Source organism: Pseudomonas sp. (assembly GCF_030684895.1).
Taxonomy (GTDB): domain Bacteria; phylum Pseudomonadota; class Gammaproteobacteria; order Pseudomonadales; family Pseudomonadaceae; genus Aquipseudomonas.
The window spans coordinates 1-19,190 of the sequence record NZ_JAUXXP010000071.1; the positions used below are offsets into that span (position 1 = coordinate 1).

A 19,190-nucleotide genomic window follows, 5' to 3' on the forward strand; every position below is an offset into this window, starting at 1 on the left:
CTTTCGAGCAGCCACGCTCGTATCCTCGACCCCGCCCTGTTAGGCGGGGTTTTTTTTAGGTTCTGTACCAAAACTGTGTTGCAGGCTGCTTTTGTAGGGTGGGTTAGTGGCGCTGAGGCGTGTGATGGCCGGCACCACGCAATTCGGGCGCCGCGTAACCCACCATTGCGGTTTGCCGGTAGACCGCCATGGTGGGTTACGGCGCGTTGAAAATCGGTGGTGTTTGCCTGATCCCGGTTCGCGCCTAACCCACACTACATTTTACCGCGTTTCATGCACCGTATCGCTGCTCGGGATGACTCAACATCTAACGGGTACATAGCCTTTTCTAGACTTAAGACAGCGGCAGAAATGTGGGAGGTGGATCAGCCCTTCTGCAGATTACGAATCAGAAAGCTCAGGGCCTTGGCCAGTTCGGCGGCGCCCTTGTGATCACGCACGATGGTCAGCATTGGGCTGCCGTCGTTGGGGTTGCGCAGCACGCAACTGATACCGCTGGTCGGACACTCGTAACGCACGAAAGGGTCGACGCCAAACAGCGGCACGCGCTGATTGCGCACGGCTATATCGGTGCCCTGCTGGCCACGGGTTTCCTCACGCAGCAGCAGCTCGCCGGACTCGCCCTGACGCAGCTGATAGAACAGGTCCTGGCGCTGCGCCTGACCGACCTGATAGGCGGCGCGCAGCGCGTAGGTTTTCAGCAGATCATTGCAGTGCGCCAACAGCGCCTGGCGGTCATTCTGGGTCAGATAAAGGCGTTTCAGTTCGAGCAGGTAATTGCCCTGTTCGGCACTGCTCAAACCCGCGCCAGGCTCAGCGGCGAACACCGGTGAGGCGGCCATACAGCTAGTCAGCAACACGGCGGATATTAGTTTTCTTGTCAGTCGCAATTGCATGATGCACCCTTACCCGACGCTATAAATTGAAGTGAGTCGATTGCCGCTTCGATCAGCATACTGGAAGCCAGCCACCGAATGAAAAGCCATCCCGATGCCGCGAGTCGTTTAGCGGCCGAGGTTGTGACGCAGTTGCCAGTGCCTTCGCGCCTTGGCTTGCTGCGTTTCGAGCGCTTGAATGAAGCCAGCTGGGCTCTGCTGTATCTCGACGCGGGCTGCGAACAACAGTTTGGCCTACCCGCTCATGAACTCTGCTCCCTGCTCGATGCGCCCTACGCCAGCCTGATGGAACCTGCGGTTCGCCACCAGCTGCACGACAGTATTGCGCAACAGCTTGCCGACCGTCGGCACTACAGCGTGCAGTACTGCCTGCACACCCCGCGCGGCAGCCTGACACTGATGGAAGTGGGCGAAGCCTTCAAGCAACGCGGGCGGCATCTGCTGCGCGGCTATTTGCTGGTGATGAACGAGCAGACCGCTCCCTCGCCACAGACCCTCGAACTCTACCAGCGCAGCCAGGCCGAGCTGCAGGCGCAGCAGCAACGCACGCAGGCCCAGCAACAGTTGATCGTCACCCTCGCGCGCCATCATTACGGCGACAGCGACCCCTTGCGTGAAGCCGCCGAACTGATCAGCAAAAGCGCCTGCGAGCTGTATGGCGTCAGCCGCGTCGGCATCTGGAACCTCAATCAACATGTGCTGCAAGCGGTGGCCCTCTATCAACAGGACCAGGGCCGGTATGTCGCCCAGGACGATATCGACGCCAGCCCCTACCCCGCCTACCTGCAGGCGCTGCACAGCGGCCGAGCGCTGGACGCGCATGACGCGCACCAGGACCCGCGCACCTGCGAGCTGAGCAGCAGCTACCTGCTGCCTATGGGCATCACCTCCATGCTTGATGCCAGCATCCGCATCGCCGGTGAAGTGGTGGGCGTACTGTGCCTGGAACATATCGGCGGGCCGCGCACCTGGCAGGCCGACGAAATCGCCTTTGCCGGCGAGCTGGCCGACCAGTACGCCCAGGTGCTGACCAATCAGCAACGGCGCTCCGCGGCCAATGCCCTGTACCTGTTCCAGCGCGCCGTTGAGCAGAGTTCCAGCGCCTTTATCCTGCTCGACCGCGATGGCCTGGTGGAGTACGTCAACCCAAGCTTTACCGCCATCACCCTGTACAGCGCCAGCGAAGTGCAGGGCCGCCGCCTGTCCGAAATCCCCGCCCTGGAAAACCTCAGTGATCTGCTGTTCGACGCGCGCTCCAGCCTGGCCGAACACAACAGCTGGCAGGGTGAATTCAAGAGCCGGCGCAAGAACCTCGACCCCTACTGGGGCCAGCTGTCGCTGTCCAAAGTGCATGCCGACGACGGCAGCCTGACCCATTACATCGGCATCTACGAAGACGTTACCGCGAGCAAGCAGGCGCAGCAGCATATCGAGCGCCTGGCGTTTCGCGACAACCTCACCGGGCTGGGCAACCGCTACGCCTTTATCCGCTCGCTGGAAGATCACTTCAGCGCGCACCCCGGCAAGCCGATCAGCCTGCTGCTGGTGGATATCGACAACTTTAAGCGGATCAACGACAGCCTTGGCCACCAGACCGGCGACAAACTGCTGGTCAGCCTGGCGCGCCGTCTGCGCAACACCCTGCATCCCAGCAGCGTGCTGGCGCGCTTTGCCAGCAACGAATTCGCCGTGCTGCTCGAAGCCAATCAGGCCGACAGCCAGCTGGTGGCGCAGAAGCTGCTGCACACCCTGGACAAGCCGCTGTTTGTCGACAACCAGCTGATCAGCGTCACCGGTTCCATCGGCCTGGGCTGCGCGCCCGAGCATGGCGACGACCCGCAAACCCTGATGAAGCACACCGGCCTGGCCCTGCATAAAGCCAAGGCCAACGGCAAAAACCAGCTGCAAGTGTTTACCGATGTGCTGAATGCCGAGGCGCACTACAAGCTGTTCGTTGAGAGCAACCTGCGCCGCGCGCTGATGCAGAACGAGCTGGAAGTGTTCTACCAGCCCAAGCTGTGCCTGAAGAGCGGCCGACTGCTGGGCCTGGAAGCGCTGCTGCGCTGGCATCACCCGGACAAGGGCATGATCAGCCCGGACAAATTTATCAGCGTGGCGGAAGAAACTGGCCTGATTATCCCCATCGGCAAATGGGTCACTCGCCAGGCCTGCCGCATGAGTAAACAGCTGATCGCCGTCGGCCACATGCCGCTGCAGATGGCCATCAATCTGTCGCCCAAACAGTTCTCCGACCCGGACCTGGTCGGCGAGATCGCCGCCATCCTCCACGAAGAACAGCTCGACCCCGCGCTGCTTGAACTTGAGCTGACCGAAAGCCTGCTGCTGGAAGCCACCGACGATACCCGCCACCAGCTCAGCCGCCTGAAAAGCCTGGGCCTGACCCTGGCCATGGACGACTTCGGCACCGGTTACTCCTCGCTCAGCTACCTGAAGAAATTCCCCATCGATGTGATCAAGATTGATCGCAGCTTTATCAAGGACATCCCGGAGAATCAGGACGACATGGAAATCACCTCGGCAGTGATCGCCATGGCGCATAACCTGAAACTCAAGGTGGTGGCCGAAGGTATCGAGACGGCGGCGCAGCTGAGTTTCCTTCGCCGCCAGCAATGCGATATCGGCCAGGGCTACCTGTTCGACAAACCCATCGCCAGCCGCGACCTACTGGAAAGCCTCAAGCGTTATCCAAACCGAGGCTAGCTGTAACAAGCTCGCCCTTTGACGGTCTATGACACACATGCTTCTGCTGAGGAAATGGCTCATGGTTCTGCGCTCGCAAATTCTCGCCCACAAACTCGAACTGCCCACCGCCGAGCAGGCCCTGCCTGGCCGCGCCGAAGCCATGGCGGTGCCCGCTGCGCATTTCGTCAACGGCAACGCACTGCAAGGGCCATTTCCCGCTGGCCTAGAACAGGCGGTATTCGCCCTGGGCTGTTTTTGGGGCGCCGAGCGACGCTTCTGGCAGCAGCCGGGCGTGTGGAGTACGGCGGTTGGCTATGCCGGCGGCCATACGCCAAACCCGACCTATGACGAAACCTGCTCGGGCCTGACCGGCCACACCGAAGTGGTGCTGGTGGTGTTCGATCCAAAGCTCACCAGCTACGCCGCACTGCTGAAAGTGTTCTGGGAGGCGCACAACCCAACCCAGGGCATGCGCCAGGGTAACGACACGGGCAGTCAGTACCGTTCGGCGATCTACTGCTACGGCGCTGAACAGCTGGCGGCAGCAAAGAGCACGCAGACGCAGTTCCAGGCCGAATTGAGCAAAGCCGGTTTCGGCGCCATCACCACCGAAGTGCGCGAGGCGCCGCCGTTCTACTACGCTGAGGCCTATCACCAGCAGTACTTGGCGAAGAATCCTGGCGGCTACTGCGGCCTGGGCGGCACGGGCGCCTGCCTGCCGGGCTGATACAGAGGGGATAGCGCGATGGAACTCAGCAGCCTGACCAACCAGGTTTCTACCCAGGCAGCGGCTCAGGCCTCTGCCCTGGCCTCATTGCTGTTGCTGCGCAAGACCCTGGAATTGCAGGCTGCCAGCATCGGCGGCCTGGTTGAGGCCGCCACGCCGGCCAGCGCGCCGAGCAATCCGCCAAACCTGGGCAATAGCGTCGACGTAGTGGTTTAGCTCGCTACATTCGCCGCCGCACTGCTATCGGCGGCCGTTTCCGCCTTCCAGCTTCTCAATAGCTTGCCGACCTTGTAACCACGCCAGCCAAGCATGCGTGAAGCGGTCAACACGCCGGCCATCAGCGCGCCGCCAACGCCCGCAGTCACCGTATCGGCGCCGGTCAGATACAGGCCCTTGATCGGCGTCTGGCTGTGAATCCAGTGCTGCTCGAAGCGTTGCACCGTATGGTCGATGCCATAGATCTCGCCCTGCTCGTTCCACTGATACCACTCGGTGGACAGCGGCGTGCCCAGCTCGCAGAAGTCCAGCGCACCGCGCAGTTGCGGCTGATGCTGGTAGAGGGTTTCCAGCAGCGGTGCAGTCAGCTCGGCCTTGAACGCCTCGTAGTCGGCGCCACGCTTGCCCCAGGTCGTGCCCTTCCACTGGGCGAACCACTGTGGCTGGGTCGGCGCGACGATTTCCACCGTGGCCTTGTTCGGGTAGTGCGCATCCCAGGCCGGGTCCTTGGCCGAGGGGAAGCTGATATAGATCAGCGGCATTGCCGGGTTCTGCCCCGCCATAAAGCTGCTGACGTTATGGTCATGATCGTGCGTCGGATAGACCCAGTAGTTGGTCTTCGGCAGCTTCAACTCGGCGGCGCTGCCCTTGAAGCCGGCGTACAGGCACAGGGTGGCGGCCGACAGCTTGACCTTGGGCAGTTGCTCCAGCAGGCCATATTCGCTGGCCACCTGATGGTCGAGCAGGCGGGTATAGGTCGGCACCAGGCCGGCGCAGCTGACAATCTGTGGCGCACGAATCTCGAAGCCGTCTTTCTGCATGCGTACGCCGACCGCACGCCCCTTCTCCACCAGAATCTTGTCGACCCCGGCATAGGTGAACACCTGGCCGCCCGCCGCCTCGATCACCGGGATAATAGTTTCGGAAATCTTCGTCGCACCGCCCACCGGGTAGTTGCCGCCAGTGATGTAGTGCTTGGCGACCATGGCGTGCATCACGAAGGCGGCTTCGGCCGGCGGCAGGCCGTAATCGCCCCACTGCGCGGTGAGCACACCGATCAACTCCTGATTGCTGGTCAGGCCTTCGAGCACTTCACGGGTGGTTTTGAAGAAGTAATCCGGCAGCCACAGGCGGCGCAGCTTGCTGTAGAGCATGCCCAATGAGCGCGGCAGCGCCTGGCCGGCGAAGAAGCGCGGCACCTTGGCGCTGACCTCGCTAAGCAGGTCGACATAGCGCTCAAGCAACGCCGCTTCACCGGGGAAGTGGCGCGTCATCTCGGCCTTGAATTCCTCGCGCCCGGCCACGTAGTCATAGGTCTTGTCACCGATGACGATGCGGTCATAGTGCGCATCCATCGGCGCCCACTCCAGCTTGCCGTCGCTGATCACATCGAACACCCGGCGGATCGCCGACCAGGGTTTGTGCACCTCGCCGATGTAATGCACGCCCACATCCCACTCATAGCCTTCGCGCTCATAGCTGTGGGTGTAGCCGCCGGCGGTGTAGTGCTGCTCCAGCACGCACACGCGCTTGCCGAGCTTGGCCAGCAGCGCGGCGGTGGTCAGGCCACCGATGCCGGAGCCGATAATGATGGCGTCGTAATCACCCTGAACCAGGCGCGGACGCAAGCGGGTACCAGTGCGTTTCATGGGAAGCTCCTGCGTTATTTTTGTTATGCAATTTTTTGCATACTAGACAGCGATTGGAGTCGATGCAACTTTTTGCATAATCCGTATACTGCGGCGCACCTCCAACAGCAGCCGGTGAAACCCGCCTATGTCGCTCAAGCACGCCATCCTTATCCTCCTGGAAAGCGAACCTGGCAGCGGCTACGACCTGCTCAAGCGCTTCAAGGATGGCCTTGGCTACTTCTGGAACGCCAAGCACCAGCAGGTCTATCTGGAGCTGAAAAAGCTCAGTGAAGCCGGCTGGCTGGAATTCGAGGCGCAGGCCCAGGACACCCGCCCGGACAAGAAGAACTACCGCCTTACGCCGGCCGGCCACACCGAGCTGCTGCGCTGGCTGGGCGAGCCGGTGCAGCCGAACACCATCAACGATGCGTTGCTGGTGAAGCTGTACGCCGGTGCGCATACCTCGCTGGATAACCTGCGCGAGGAAATGCAGCGCCATGTCGCCGTACACCGCAAGACCCTGGACAGCCTGCTGAACATCGAGCGCGACTACCAGGCCTTGCCCGATGAGCAACGCCAGGCGCTGCGCCTGCCCTACCTGACCCTGCGCCGCGGCATACTCGGCGAACAGTCCTGGCTGACCTGGGCGGATGAAGTCGAGCAAGAACTGCGGAAAAACTAAGCGCCGCAGAACTCACTGGCAATTGCTGCCAGCTGATAGGCAAACCGCTAGACTGCCAGCCAATAGCCACCATCGCTGATACCCGCATGCCTGCGACCTCCGCCTACATATCCCCCGATCAGCTGTGCGTCGGCCTGTATATCCAGCTCGAACTGGCCTGGTGGGAACACAACTTTGCCTTCAGCAACTTCAAGATCAAGGATGAGGCGCAGATCAGCGCGCTGCGCGCCCTCGGCCTGGAGCGCCTGCGTTATGACCCGGCGCGCAGTGATTGCCCGCCGCTGGCCGCCAGCCCGGCTCCGCTTGCGGCCGAGCCCGTAACAGCGCCGACGCCCAGCCCGGCCGCACAAGCCAGCCAGGCCCGCGCGGAAAAGCTCAAGGCGTTGCGCAAACGCCTGGCCGAGGTGGACCGCAAATTCGTCCAGGCCAGCCAACAGGTCAAGACGCTGAACCAGACCCTGCGCAGCCGCCCGGAAGATGCCAGCAAACAGGCCGGCGAGATTGTCGGCGCCATGGTCGACACCCTGCTCGGCGGCAGCGGCGTGGTGTTGCACAGCATCAACAGCAAGGCCGCCGAAGACAGCTACTTGCACTCGCTGAACGTTACCGTGCTGAGCCTGATGCTCGGTCGCCAACTCGGTCTGGACAGCGAGGACTGCCATATCCTCGGCATGGGGGCATTGCTGCACGATGTCGGCAAGCTGGAAGTACCGAGCAAGGTGCTGCTGAAAAGCGAGCCGTTGACCCGCCCCGAGCAGCAACTGCTACAACTGCACTGCGAGTTCGGCCTGCGCATGGGCCATAAACTGATGCTGGATGATGAGGTGCTGCGCATCATCAACGAGCACCACGAGTACTGCGACGGCAGCGGCTACCCGCGCCAGCTGCGCGAGGTCGCCATCGGCCGACTCAGCCGCCTGGTGTGCATCACCAACCAGTTCGACAACCTGTGTAACCCGCTCAACCCGCGTGACGGCCTGAGCCCGCACGAGGCGCTGGCGCTGATGTTCAAGCAATACAGTGCGCGCTTCGATGCGGTGGCGCTCAAGGCCTTTATCCGGGTGATGGGCATCTACCCGCCGGGTAGCCTGGTGCAGCTGGAGGATCAGCGCTATGGCCTGGTACTGGGTATGAACCCCAGCCAGCCGCTGAAACCGACGTTGATTGTCTACGACGCCGCCGTGCCCAAGAACGAGGCGCTGATCATCGATCTGGAACAGGAGCCACGCCTGAGCATCGCCGCCAGCCTGCGCCCGGCCCAGCTGCCGCGCGAAGCGCTGGAGTACCTCAATCCGCGCCAGCAGCTGACGTACTTCGTTGAGCCTAGCCAGAGCCGTTAGCTGCCGCTGCTTTCCTCGATCAACCAATCCATACGCCAGCCGCCCTGCGTCTGCCCAAGCAGCTTGGCCAGCCAGGGCAGAATCTGCTTGAGCTCGTCTTCCAAGCCCCATGGCGGGTTGCTGATCACCAGGCCGGAGCCGTTTAACCGCGTCGGCTCATCGGTGGAATGCACATAGAGCTCCACGCGCAGCAGCTTGGGCGCCTTGCTCTTCTGCAGGTCGCTGTAGAAACGGCGCAGCTGACGCAGGTCCTTGATCGGGTACCAGATCGCCACCACCGCCTGGCGCATACGGCTGATGGCCTCGCTCAGCGACTGGGCGCAGCGCTCCATTTCATCGACCTGCTCGAACGGCGGGTCGATCAACAGCAGCGCGCGCTTCTCGCGGGTTGGCAGCAGGGCGCGCGGCACATACCAGCCTTCGCCCAGGTGCACCGCCACACGGCGGTCGCCGTGCATGTTTTCCTTGAGCAGACGGCCGTCTTCCGGGTGCTTCTCGTTCAGGTGCAGGCGGTCCTGCTCGCGGGTCAGCAGGCGCGCCAGCTCCGGCGAGCCGGGGTAATGGCGCAGCTCGCCATCGGGGTTCATTGCGCGGATCACTTCCAGATAGTCCAGCAGCGGGTCCGGCACCTCCGTGGCCTGCCACAGCCGGGCGATGCCTTCCAGCCACTCACCGGTACGGCTGGCCTGGTCGCCGCGCAGGTCATACAGACCGATGCCCGCATGGCTGTCGAGGTAGGCGAACGGTGCCTCCTTGCGTGACAGCAGGGCAATCAGACGGCTCAAGACATAGTGTTTCAGCACATCGGCATGGTTGCCGGCATGGAAGGCGTGGCGGTAGTTCATCGGGGCGGGCTCCTGTGGCCGGGCAGTTTAACAGGGCAACAGGGTGACGGCATTTGCCATGCGCCAGATGGATCAGTACGGTGGCCGCTGATCCGTCTGGCCAGGGAGAACCGACATGCAACTGCAAGACCTATTGGGCACCCCGCTACCGCTGATTCAGGCACCGATGGCCGGCGTGCAGCTGCATGGTTTGGCCGCTGCCGTGTCGAATGCCGGGGCGCTGGGTTCGCTGCCCTGCGCCATGCTCGACGCGGCCGGGTTGCGCAAGGAGCTGCAGGCGCTGAGCGAGAAAACCAGCAAGCCCTACAACCTGAATTTCTTCTGCCATACCCCGCCAGCCATCGACTCTGTTCGCGACACAACCTGGCGCGAGGCGCTAAGCCCTTACTACGCCGAGCTAGGCATCGACCCAACGACTATCGCCAGCGGCCCCGGTCGCCTGCCGTTCAGTGCCGAGATGGCCGACCTGCTGGATGAGTTTCGCCCGGCGGTGGTGAGCTTTCACTTCGGCCTGCCCTCGGCCGAGTTGCTGGCGCGGGTCAAAGCCTGCGGGGCCAAGGTGCTCAGCTCGGCGACTACGTTGGAGGAAGCGCTGTGGCTGCAAGCCAACGGTGCTGACGCGATCATCGCCCAAGGCCTGGAAGCCGGAGGCCATCGCGGCATGTTTCTCACTGATGAGTTGAGCAGCCAGCTCGGCACCTTTGCCCTGCTGCCGCAGATCGTCCAGGCCGTGCAGCTGCCGGTGATCGCCGCTGGCGCTATTGCCGACGCACAAGGCGTGCGCGCAGCCATGGCCCTCGGCGCGGCCGGGGTACAGATCGGCACGGCCTACCTGTGCTGCAACGAAGCCAGCACCAGCACCATCCACCGCGCCGCCCTGCACAGCCCGGCGGCGCAACACACCGCCCTGACCAACCTGTTTAGCGGCCGGCCGGCACGGGGCATCGTCAATCGGCTGATGCGTGAGTTGGGCCCAATCAGCCCACTGGCGCCAGCCTTCCCTCTAGCCACGGCGGCCGTTGCGCCTTTGCGGGCCAAGGCGGAAAGCCAGGGCAGTGGTGACTTCTCGCCACTGTGGGCAGGGCAAAATGTCAGTGGTTGCAAAAGCATCGGCGCCGCCGAACTAACCCGCGAGCTGGCTCAAGGCTTTGTCCAATAAACTCGAGCGCGGCCTTGCAAACCGTAGGGTGGATGACGCTTCACCCATCCACCAATTACACAGGGCACTGGTGGATGAAAACAGCGTCATCCACCCTACCTGAGCGCTGGCCCGTGGCTTTGCTAGCTAAGCCTCTATCACGCTAATTGATAGTGCTGGGAGCTGCGCACATGGCTGCTTAGACTCGACCCATCGCAACCGGAGGTATACGCATGTCCGAGTCCCTGCTCAGTTCCCGCAACCTGGCCTTTGAGCTGTATGAAGTGCTGGACGCCGAAGGCCTGACCCAGCGCGAGCGTTTCGCCGAGCACAGCCGCGAAACCTTCGATGCTGCCATCGACACTGCGCGCAGCATCGCCGAGAACCTGTTCGCTCCGCACAATCGCAAGAACGACGAGCACGAGCCGGAGTATGTCGACGGCGCGGCGGTGCTGATCCCCGAGGTCAAACCGGCGGTGGACGCCTTCCTCGAAGCGGGCTTTCTCAACGCCACCCGCGAGTTCGAGGTCGGCGGCATGCAGCTGCCCAACCTGCTTTCGCAGGCCTGCTTCGCCCACTTCCAGTCGGCTAACGCGGCGACCACCTCCTACCCATTCCTGACCATGGGCGCGGCCAACCTGATCGAGACGTTCGGCAGCGATGAGCAGAAACAGCGCTTTCTGCAACCGATGATTGATGGCCGCTTCTTCGGCACCATGGCCCTGACCGAACCGCATGCCGGCTCCTCACTCTCGGACATCCGCACCCGCGCGGAACCTGCCGAAGACGGCACGTACCGGCTCAAGGGCAACAAGATCTTTATCTCCGGCGGCGACCACCCGCTGTCGGAAAACATTGTGCATATGGTGCTGGCCAAGCTGCCGGATGCCCCACCAGGCGTGAAAGGCATCAGCCTGTTTATCGTGCCGAAGTTTCTGGTCAACGACGACGGCAGCCTGGGCAAGCGCAACGACGTAGTCCTGGCCGGCCTGTTCCACAAGATGGGCTGGCGCGGCACCACCTCCACTGCTTTGAACTTTGGTGATAACGGCGACTGCGTGGGCTACCTAGTGGGTAAACCGCACCATGGCCTGAGCTACATGTTTCAGATGATGAACGAGGCGCGCATCGGCGTCGGCATGGGCGCGGTGATGCTCGGCTACGCCGGCTACCTGTACTCCCTCGACTACGCCCGCCAACGCCCGCAAGGTCGCCTGCCGGACGGCAAGGACCCGACCTCCAACCAGGTGGCGATCATCGAACACGCCGATGTGCGGCGCATGCTGCTGACCCAGAAAGCCTATGTGGAAGGCGCTTTCGACCTCGGCCTGTACGCCGCACGACTGTTCGATGACACCCAGACCCTGGCGACTGAAGACGAGCGCCGTATCGCCCTGGAACTGCTCGACTTGCTCACCCCGATCGTCAAATCCTGGCCTTCGGAGTTCTGCCTCAAGGCCAACGAGCTGGCGATCCAGATTCTCGGTGGCCATGGCTACACCCGCGATTACCCGGTGGAGCAGTACTACCGCGACAACCGCCTGAACCCGATCCACGAAGGCACCCACGGCATCCAGTCCCTCGACCTGCTCGGCCGCAAGGTCTCAATGAATGGCGGCGCGGCGCTCAAGCAGCTGCTCAAGCTGATCCACGGCACCTGCCAGCGCGCCGAAGCCCACGCCTCGCTGACCGCCCTGCGCCAGCCGCTGGAGCAACTGCTGGCACGCCTGCAAACGGTGACTTTGGCACTGCTGGGCGATCTGATGAGCGGCAAGGTCAACCAGGGCCTGGCCAACTCGGCGCTGTACCTGAAAGTCTTCGGCCATACCGTGATCGGCTGGCGCTGGCTGGAACAGGCGATCCGCGCTGAAGAAGGCCTGGCACGCCTCGATAACGGCGAGGGCAACAGTGCCGATGCCGACTTCTACCAGGGCAAGCTGCAGGCCGCGCGCTACTTCCTCACCTGGGAAGTGCCGAGCTGCCACCACGACCTGGCCATACTCGAGGCTCGCGACGACACTTGTCTGGGGATGCAGGACGCCTGGTTCTAAGAAGCTCAACGCTGACAACGACGTAGCCCGGATGCAATCCGGGAGCAGTTTGTGCGCCCCCCCCCGGATTGCATCCGGGCTACGCAATGCTGACGCCCCGCTGAACGCGGGGCGTTTTTTTTTCAGCGGCAAAACCGGTCAGCGGTTAGAATCGCTGGCACGCGCCATGCATAGTGGCACGCTCACCAACCCGCACGGAGTACGCGCCTTGGATGCCAGCACCATCAATAATCTGTTTTTGATCGGTGCAATGCTGGTGGCCATGAGCATTCTGGTCAGCGCCTTCGGTTCGCGTTTCGGCATCCCGATTCTGGTGATCTTTCTCGCTGTCGGCATGCTCGCCGGCACCGACGGCCCTGGCGGCATCATCTTCAACAATTACCCGCTGGCCTACCTGGTTGGCAACCTGGCGCTGGCCATCATCCTCCTCGATGGCGGCATGCGTACGCGGGTCTCCAGTTTTCGTGTGGCCTTGTGGCCCTCGTTGTCCCTGGCCACGCTGGGCGTGCTGCTGACCGCCGGGTTAACCGGTGTCGCGGCGGCCTGGCTGTTCGACCTGACCTGGATGGAAGGCCTGCTGATCGGCGCCATCGTCGGCTCCACCGATGCGGCTGCGGTATTCAGCCTGCTCGGCGGGCGCGGCCTTAACGAACGGGTCAGCGCCACCCTGGAAATCGAATCCGGCAGCAACGACCCGATGGCGGTGTTCCTCACCGTTACCCTGATCGCCATGCTCGCCAGCGGCCAGGACGGCATGAGCTGGAGCCTGCTGGTGCAGCTGCTGCAGCAGTTCGGCATCGGCGCGCTGTTCGGCCTCGGTGGCGGCTGGCTGCTGCTCAACCTGATCAACCGCATGGAACTGGCCAACGGCCTGTATCCGTTGCTGGTGGTCAGCGGCGGCCTGATCATCTTTGCCATCACCACCGCCGTCGGCGGCAGCGGCATTCTGTCGATCTACCTGTGCGGCCTGCTGCTGGGCAACCGACCGATCCGCTCGCGCCACGGCATCCTGCATATGCTCGACGGCCTGACCTGGCTGGCGCAGATCGGCATGTTCCTGGTCCTTGGCCTGCTGGTCACCCCCCACGAGCTGCTGCCCATTGCCCTGCCGGCCCTGGGCCTGGCGCTGTGGATGATCCTGTTTGCCCGGCCGCTGTCGGTATTTCTCGGCCTGCTGCCCTTCAAGGCGTTCCATGACCGCGAGCGCGCCTTTATCGCCTGGGTCGGCCTGCGCGGCGCGGTGCCGATTATTCTCGCGGTGTTCCCGCTGATGGCCGGCCTGCCGAATGCCCAGCTGTTCTTCAACGTGGCGTTCTTTATCGTGCTGGTCTCGCTGCTGCTGCAGGGCACCAGCCTGCCGTTTGCCGCCAAGTTGCTGCGCGTCACCGTACCGCCGGAGCCGGCGCCCGTATCGCGCGCGGGGCTGGACGTGCATCCGACCAGCCAGTGGGAGCTGTTTATCTACCGTCTCGGGGCGGAAAAATGGTGCATCGGCGCGCCGTTGCGCGAGCTGAAGATGCCCGAAGGCACGCGCATCGCCGCACTGTTCCGTGGCAAGGAGCTGCTGCACCCCTCCGGCAGCACCACCCTGGATGCCGGTGACCTGCTCTGCGTGGTCGGCCATGAACACGACCTGCCCGCCCTCGGCAAGCTGTTCAGCCAGGCGCCCACACGCGGCCAGGACCTGCGCTTCTTCGGTGATTTCGTGCTGGAAGGCGATGCCGAACTGGCCGCCATCGCCGCCCTCTACGGCCTGAAACTGGAAGGCGCCGAAGGCCAGCTGCACCTGGGCCGCTTTATTGCCCACAAGATTGGCGGCTCGCCGGTCATCGGCGACCAGGTGGAATGGCAAGGCCTGACCTGGACCGTGGCCGCCATGGAAGGGAACAAGATCCGCAAGGTCGGCGTCAGATTCCCCGAAGGCAGTCGCCCAGGACCAGGACTCTTCCTCTAATAGCCGTTATACGCGGCACAGGCGCTTAGTCGGGCGCCTGTTAAACTCAGCTTCTTTTCGAGCCAACGATCGTCACTATGCCGTCTCTTAGCACTTATCTTGCTGTCGCCCTGCTCGGGCTGTGTCTGAGCGCCCCGTTGCTGCATGCCGCCGAGGCGCCGAGCCGCGCGGCCGTGCAAAGCAGCCTGGACAACCTGGCCGAGCGCAAGCTGCCGGAAGCCGAGCAACTGGCCGTCAAGCAGACCCTGGAGAAAACCCTGGCGCTGCTGGGTGAAAAAGCCGACAGCGAACAGCGCCTGGCTGACCTGGAAAAACAACTGCAGCAGGCCCCACGCCTGATTGGCGAGGCACAGCGCGAATTTGATCGACTGAAAAACAGCGTGCCCACCGAGGTCAATCTGCGCTATGGCAAAAGCGCGCTGCCGCAGCTCGAACAGCTGCTGGCCGAGCGCAACGCGCAGCTCAACGAGTGGCAGAAACAGATCATCGACGCCAACAGCCTGGTGATCACCTCGCAAACCCGCCCGGAGCGCGCCCAGGCGGAAATCAGCAGCAATCAGACACGCAGCCAGACGATCAACGGCATCCTGAAAAGCGGCCGCGAGGCCAACAAGCCCCTGAGCAGCGAGCGGCGTGACCAACTGAATGCCGAGCTGGCCAAGCTCAATGCACAAACCCAGCTGCGCCGCCAGGAACTGGCCGGCAACAGCCTGCTGCAAGACCTCGGCAACAGCCGCCGCAGCCTCTTGGAAGAGCGCATCAAACGCCTCGAAAAAGAGCTACTCGACCTGCAAAACCTGATCAACAGCAAGCGCCGCGATTTGTCCGAGCAGACCGTTGCCGAGCAATCGCGCGAAGCCGAAAAAGCCGGTAGCGACACCGTACTGGCCCGCGAAAGCGCGCTCAACCTGAAGCTTTCCGACTACCTGCTGCGTGCCACCGACCGGCTCAATGAGCTGACCCGCCTGAACCTGCAAACCAAGCAACAACTCGACAGCCTGAGCCAGAGCGACCAGGCCCTGGCCGAACAGATCAGCGTGTTGCAGGGCAGCCTGCTGCTTTCGCGCATCCTTTATAAGCAGCAGCAAGCGCTGCCAACGCTGAAAATAGACAGCAGCCTGCCTGACCAGATCGCCGACCTGCGCCTGTATCAGTTCGAGCTCAACCAGCAGCGTGAAGCCATCAACAACCCCAGCGTGTATGTCGAGAAGCTGCTCACCACTGCTGACAGCAACGCCGACACCCTGGCGCTGCGTACTGACTTGCTGGAAATCATCAACACCCGCCGCGAGCTGATCGACCGCCTCAACCGTGAGCTGAATGCCCTGCTCAACGAGTCGATCACCCTGCAGCTGAGTCAGAAACAGCTGAAAAGCACCGCAGACACCCTGCGCGCCACCCTCGACGAGCAAATGTTCTGGATACCCAGCAACAAGCCGCTGGATCTGGAATGGTTCAAATCGGCGCCACGCCTGCTCGAGCGGCAGATCGCCGAACTGCCCTGGGGAGCCAACCTGCGCCAGCTGGGCGCCGGCTTGACCGAACGACCGCTGCTGTTCCTGCCATTGCTGCTGCTGATAGTCGTGTTGCTGTGGCGCCGTGGTTACCTGTACCGCAAGCTCGCCGAGCTGCATCAGGACATCGGCCATTTCAAACGCGACAGCCAGTTGCACACGCCGATGGCGATCATGCTCAACGTGCTGCTGGCCCTGCCCGGCACGTTGTTCCTGGCACTGTGCGGTTTCGCCCTGCAGATGGACGCCCGCGGGCAGAACGCCAACCTGGGGGAAGCGCTGTTCCAGATGGCCCAGGCCTGGCTGGTGTTCTACACCCTGTACCGCATCCTCGCCGACGGCGGTGTGGCCGAGCTGCACTTCCGCTGGGGCCGCCCGCAAGTGGCCTTCTTGCATAAACAAGTGCGCCGCCTGGGCCTGGTGGTGATGGCGCTGGTGGCGGTGGTGACGATTGCCAAACACCAGCCGGCCGGCCTCGGCGATGATGTGATTGGCCTGGCCGTGGTGCTGAGCGGCTATGCGCTGATGGTCTGGCTGCTGCACAAGCTGCTGCTCACCGGCCCGGCCCGCGAGCATGCCTCGGCCTTGCGCATGCTGATCGGCATGGCCCTGAGCCTGCTACCACTGGCGTTGATCGTCGCGGTCGGCTTCGGCTACTACTACACCGCGCTGAAACTCAGCGACCGCCTGATCAATACGCTGTATCTGCTGGTGATCTGGCTGGTCGTCGAGGCTACCTTCGTCCGCGGCCTGGGCGTTGCAGCACGCCGCCTGGCCTACCAGCGCGCCATGAGCAAACGCCAGGCACAGAGCAAGGACAGCGGCGAAGGCACGGAAAACGTGGTCGAGGAACCGACCCTGGATATCGAGCAGGTCAACCAGCAGTCGCTGCGCCTGATCCGCCTGGCATTGCTCGGCACCTTTATCGCAGGCCTGTACTGGGTCTGGGCGGACCTGATCTCGGTGTTCACCTATCTCGACAATATCGCCCTGTACGAATACAGCAGCGGTACCGGCGATGCCGCCACTCTGGTGCCGATCAGCCTCAGCGACGTGCTCGGCGCGCTGATCATCATCGGTATCACCGTGGCGCTGGGGCGTAACCTGCCGGGTCTACTCGAAGTGCTGGTGCTCTCCAGGCTGAAGCTGGCCCAGGGCAGCGCCTACGCCACCACCACCCTGCTGTCCTACGCGATTGTCGGCATCGGCTTTGTCATCACCCTGTCGACACTCGGGGTCAGCTGGGACAAGTTGCAATGGCTGGTGGCCGCGCTGTCGGTGGGTCTGGGCTTTGGCTTGCAGGAAATCTTCGCCAACTTTATCTCCGGCCTGATCATCCTGTTCGAGCGCCCGGTACGCATCGGCGACGTGGTGACCATCGGCAACCTGTCCGGCACCGTGAGCAAGATCCGCATTCGCGCCACCACCATCACCGATTTCGACCGCAAAGAAATCATCGTACCGAACAAGACCTTCGTCACCGATCAACTGATCAACTGGTCGCTCAACGACACCGTCACCCGAGTGATCATCAAGATTGGCGTGGCCTACGAAACCGACCTGCCGCTGGCGCGCAAGTTGATGATGCAGGCCGCCGAGGAAAACCCGCGGGTGCTGCGCGACCCCACTCCGCAGCTGTTCTTCCTTAATATCAGTGCCAGCACCTTCGATTACGAGCTGCGCTTCCATGTGCGCGAGCTGGGCGACCGCAACGCGTCCACCGACGAAATCCTTACGCGCATCGCCCTGAGCTTCCGTGAGCACGGAGTGGAAATGGCCTTCAATCAGGTCGAGGTGATGATCAAGAACCTGCAAGGCCAGGAACTCAATCTGAGTAGCGGACAGCTTATAAACGCGGGGGCAGCGGCCGCCGCGAAACAAGAGCAGCTGCCGCCTACCCCCTCTGTAGACCCGCTGTAAGCCAGCCACTCGGCCTGCCTGCGCGGGCCGCCACCTCATACTGCCGGGCCGCATCTGCCCGGCTGGAGCCTGACCGTGAAGCCGCTTATCGAGCTGCAGTTCGACAACCGTTTTGCCCGCCTCGGCGACGCGTTCTCCACCCACGTGCTGCCCGAGCCGATTGCCGAGCCGCGCCTGGTCGTTGCCAGCCCGGCCGCCATGGCCCTGCTTGATCTGGACCCGAGTGAAGCCGAGAGCGAGGTGTTTGCGCAGATCTTCGCCGGGCACAAGCTGTGGAGCAGCGCCGAGCCACGCGCCATGGTCTATTCCGGGCATCAGTTCGGCGGCTACAACCCGCGCCTGGGCGATGGCCGTGGCCTGCTGCTCGGTGAAGTAATCAACGACGCCGGCGAGTATTGGGACCTGCACCTCAAAGGCGCCGGGCAAACGCCCTACTCGCGCATGGGCGACGGCCGCGCGGTGCTGCGTTCATCGATCCGCGAATTTCTCGCCAGCGAACACCTGCACGCCCTCGGCATCCCCAGCTCGCGGGCGCTCTGTGTGACCGGCTCCAGCACCCCGGTGTGGCGCGAAAAGCAGGAAAGCGCAGCGATGGTGCTACGCCTGGCGCCCAGCCATATCCGCTTCGGTCACTTCGAGTATTTCTACTACACCCAGCAGCATGAGCAGCTCAAACAGCTGGCCGAACATGTGCTGCACAACCACTATGCCGACTGCCTGCAGCAGGAGTTGCCGTACCTGGCGATGTTCCGCGAGATTATCGAACGCAACGCGGCGATGATCGCCTACTGGCAGGCCTACGGCTTCTGCCATGGGGTGATGAACACCGACAATATGTCGATCCTCGGCATCACCTTCGACTACGGTCCCTACGCCTTTCTCGATGATTTCGATGCCCAGCACATCTGCAACCATTCCGATGACAGCGGCCGTTACTCGTTCAGCAATCAGGTGCCCATTGCCCAGTGGAACCTCGCCGCCCTCGGCCAGGCCCTGGTGCCGCTGGTCGATGTCGACGCGCTGCGTGAAGCCCTCGGCCTGTTTCTACCGCTGTACCAGACGCATTACCTCGACCTGATGCGCAAGCGCCTGGGCCTACTCAGTGCCGATGACGGCGATGAAGCCCTGGTGCAGCGCCTGCTGCAACTGATGCAGAGCAGCGTGGTGGATTACACCCTGTTCTTCCGCGAACTCGGCGACGGCCCGGCTGCGCAAGCCGTAGCGCGTCTGCGCGACGATTTCACCGACCTGGCTGGTTTCGACGCCTGGGCCGCTGACTACCTGGCGCGCAGCGCTCTGGATGGCGACGAGCACACGCAACGGCGCACGCGCATGCACGCAGCCAACCCCAAGTACATTTTGCGCAATTACCTGGCGCAGCAGGCGATCGAAGCCGCCGAACAGGGCGACTACGCACCGGTGCGCGAGCTGCATCAGGTGTTGTCGCGGCCCTTCGACGAGCAGCCCGGCTTCGAGCGCTACGCCCAGCGCCCGCCGGAATGGGGTAAACACCTGGAAATCAGCTGTTCATCGTAGCCAGACGTGGGAGGGGCTTTAGCCGCGACAATCGCCG

Annotated in this window: 13 protein-coding genes; 10 read left to right on the top strand and 3 right to left on the bottom strand. The window is 63.0% G+C overall.

Features of this window, described 5'->3' with window-relative positions; genetic code table 11:
- Positions 1–365: 365 nt before the first annotated feature.
- Entirely contained in the window at positions 366–842 is a 477-nt protein-coding gene (locus Q8M42_RS15850) for a hypothetical protein (protein WP_304863994.1), read from the bottom strand.
- Between the two features lie 132 nt (positions 843–974).
- On the opposite strand from Q8M42_RS15850, the gene Q8M42_RS15855 reads away from it, so the two are divergent.
- From Q8M42_RS15855 to Q8M42_RS15865, 3 genes are all read left to right on the top strand, one after another.
- Positions 975–3,617, top strand: a complete 2,643-nt coding sequence (locus tag Q8M42_RS15855; protein WP_304863993.1) for a bifunctional diguanylate cyclase/phosphodiesterase — start codon at positions 975–977, stop codon at positions 3,615–3,617.
- A 61-nt stretch (positions 3,618–3,678) separates the two neighbouring features.
- Positions 3,679–4,326 carry a peptide-methionine (S)-S-oxide reductase MsrA gene (gene msrA / locus Q8M42_RS15860; protein ID WP_304863992.1) on the top strand — a complete coding sequence of 216 codons (648 nt, stop codon included), beginning with the start codon at positions 3,679–3,681 and terminating at the stop codon, positions 4,324–4,326.
- An 18-nt stretch (positions 4,327–4,344) separates the two neighbouring features.
- Positions 4,345–4,542, top strand: a complete 198-nt coding sequence (locus Q8M42_RS15865) for a putative motility protein (protein WP_304863990.1) — start codon at positions 4,345–4,347, stop codon at positions 4,540–4,542.
- Here the strand turns inward: Q8M42_RS15865 and Q8M42_RS15870 are convergent.
- Positions 4,539–6,191 carry an NAD(P)/FAD-dependent oxidoreductase gene (locus tag Q8M42_RS15870; protein WP_304863988.1) on the bottom strand — a complete coding sequence of 551 codons (1,653 nt, stop codon included), beginning with the start codon at positions 6,189–6,191 and terminating at the stop codon, positions 4,539–4,541. The two genes, Q8M42_RS15865 and Q8M42_RS15870, sit on opposite strands and share 4 nt — an antisense overlap.
- A 127-nt stretch (positions 6,192–6,318) precedes the next feature.
- On the opposite strand from Q8M42_RS15870, the gene Q8M42_RS15875 reads away from it, so the two are divergent.
- Positions 6,319–6,855, top strand: a complete 537-nt coding sequence (locus Q8M42_RS15875; RefSeq protein WP_304863986.1) for a PadR family transcriptional regulator — start codon at positions 6,319–6,321, stop codon at positions 6,853–6,855.
- A gap of 86 nt (positions 6,856–6,941) precedes the next feature.
- Entirely contained in the window at positions 6,942–8,195 is a 1,254-nt protein-coding gene (locus tag Q8M42_RS15880; protein WP_304863985.1) for an HD-GYP domain-containing protein, read from the top strand.
- Here the strand turns inward: Q8M42_RS15880 and Q8M42_RS15885 are convergent.
- Positions 8,192–9,040 carry a 23S rRNA (adenine(2030)-N(6))-methyltransferase RlmJ gene (locus tag Q8M42_RS15885; protein WP_304863982.1) on the bottom strand — a complete coding sequence of 283 codons (849 nt, stop codon included), beginning with the start codon at positions 9,038–9,040 and terminating at the stop codon, positions 8,192–8,194. The genes Q8M42_RS15880 and Q8M42_RS15885 overlap by 4 nt on opposite strands.
- A 115-nt stretch (positions 9,041–9,155) precedes the next feature.
- Between Q8M42_RS15885 and Q8M42_RS15890 the strand changes: the two genes are divergently transcribed.
- The 5 genes from Q8M42_RS15890 (at position 9,156) to selO (ending at position 19,153) form a co-directional block, all read left to right on the top strand.
- Entirely contained in the window at positions 9,156–10,199 is a 1,044-nt protein-coding gene (locus Q8M42_RS15890) for a nitronate monooxygenase family protein (protein WP_304863980.1), read from the top strand.
- A 212-nt stretch (positions 10,200–10,411) separates the two neighbouring features.
- On the top strand, positions 10,412–12,229 hold the full coding sequence (locus Q8M42_RS15895) for an acyl-CoA dehydrogenase (protein WP_304863978.1): 1,818 nt from the start codon (positions 10,412–10,414) through the stop codon (positions 12,227–12,229).
- Positions 12,230–12,437: 208 nt separating this feature from the next.
- Positions 12,438–14,183 carry a potassium/proton antiporter gene (locus Q8M42_RS15900; RefSeq protein WP_304864147.1) on the top strand — a complete coding sequence of 582 codons (1,746 nt, stop codon included), beginning with the start codon at positions 12,438–12,440 and terminating at the stop codon, positions 14,181–14,183.
- A gap of 77 nt (positions 14,184–14,260) precedes the next feature.
- Positions 14,261–17,617, top strand: a complete 3,357-nt coding sequence (mscK, locus tag Q8M42_RS15905) for a mechanosensitive channel MscK (RefSeq protein WP_304863976.1) — start codon at positions 14,261–14,263, stop codon at positions 17,615–17,617.
- A gap of 75 nt (positions 17,618–17,692) precedes the next feature.
- Positions 17,693–19,153 (top strand): protein adenylyltransferase SelO, encoded by a 1,461-nt coding sequence (gene selO, locus Q8M42_RS15910; RefSeq protein WP_304863973.1) that lies wholly within the window; start codon positions 17,693–17,695, stop codon positions 19,151–19,153.
- The last annotated feature ends 37 nt before the right edge of the window (positions 19,154–19,190 follow it).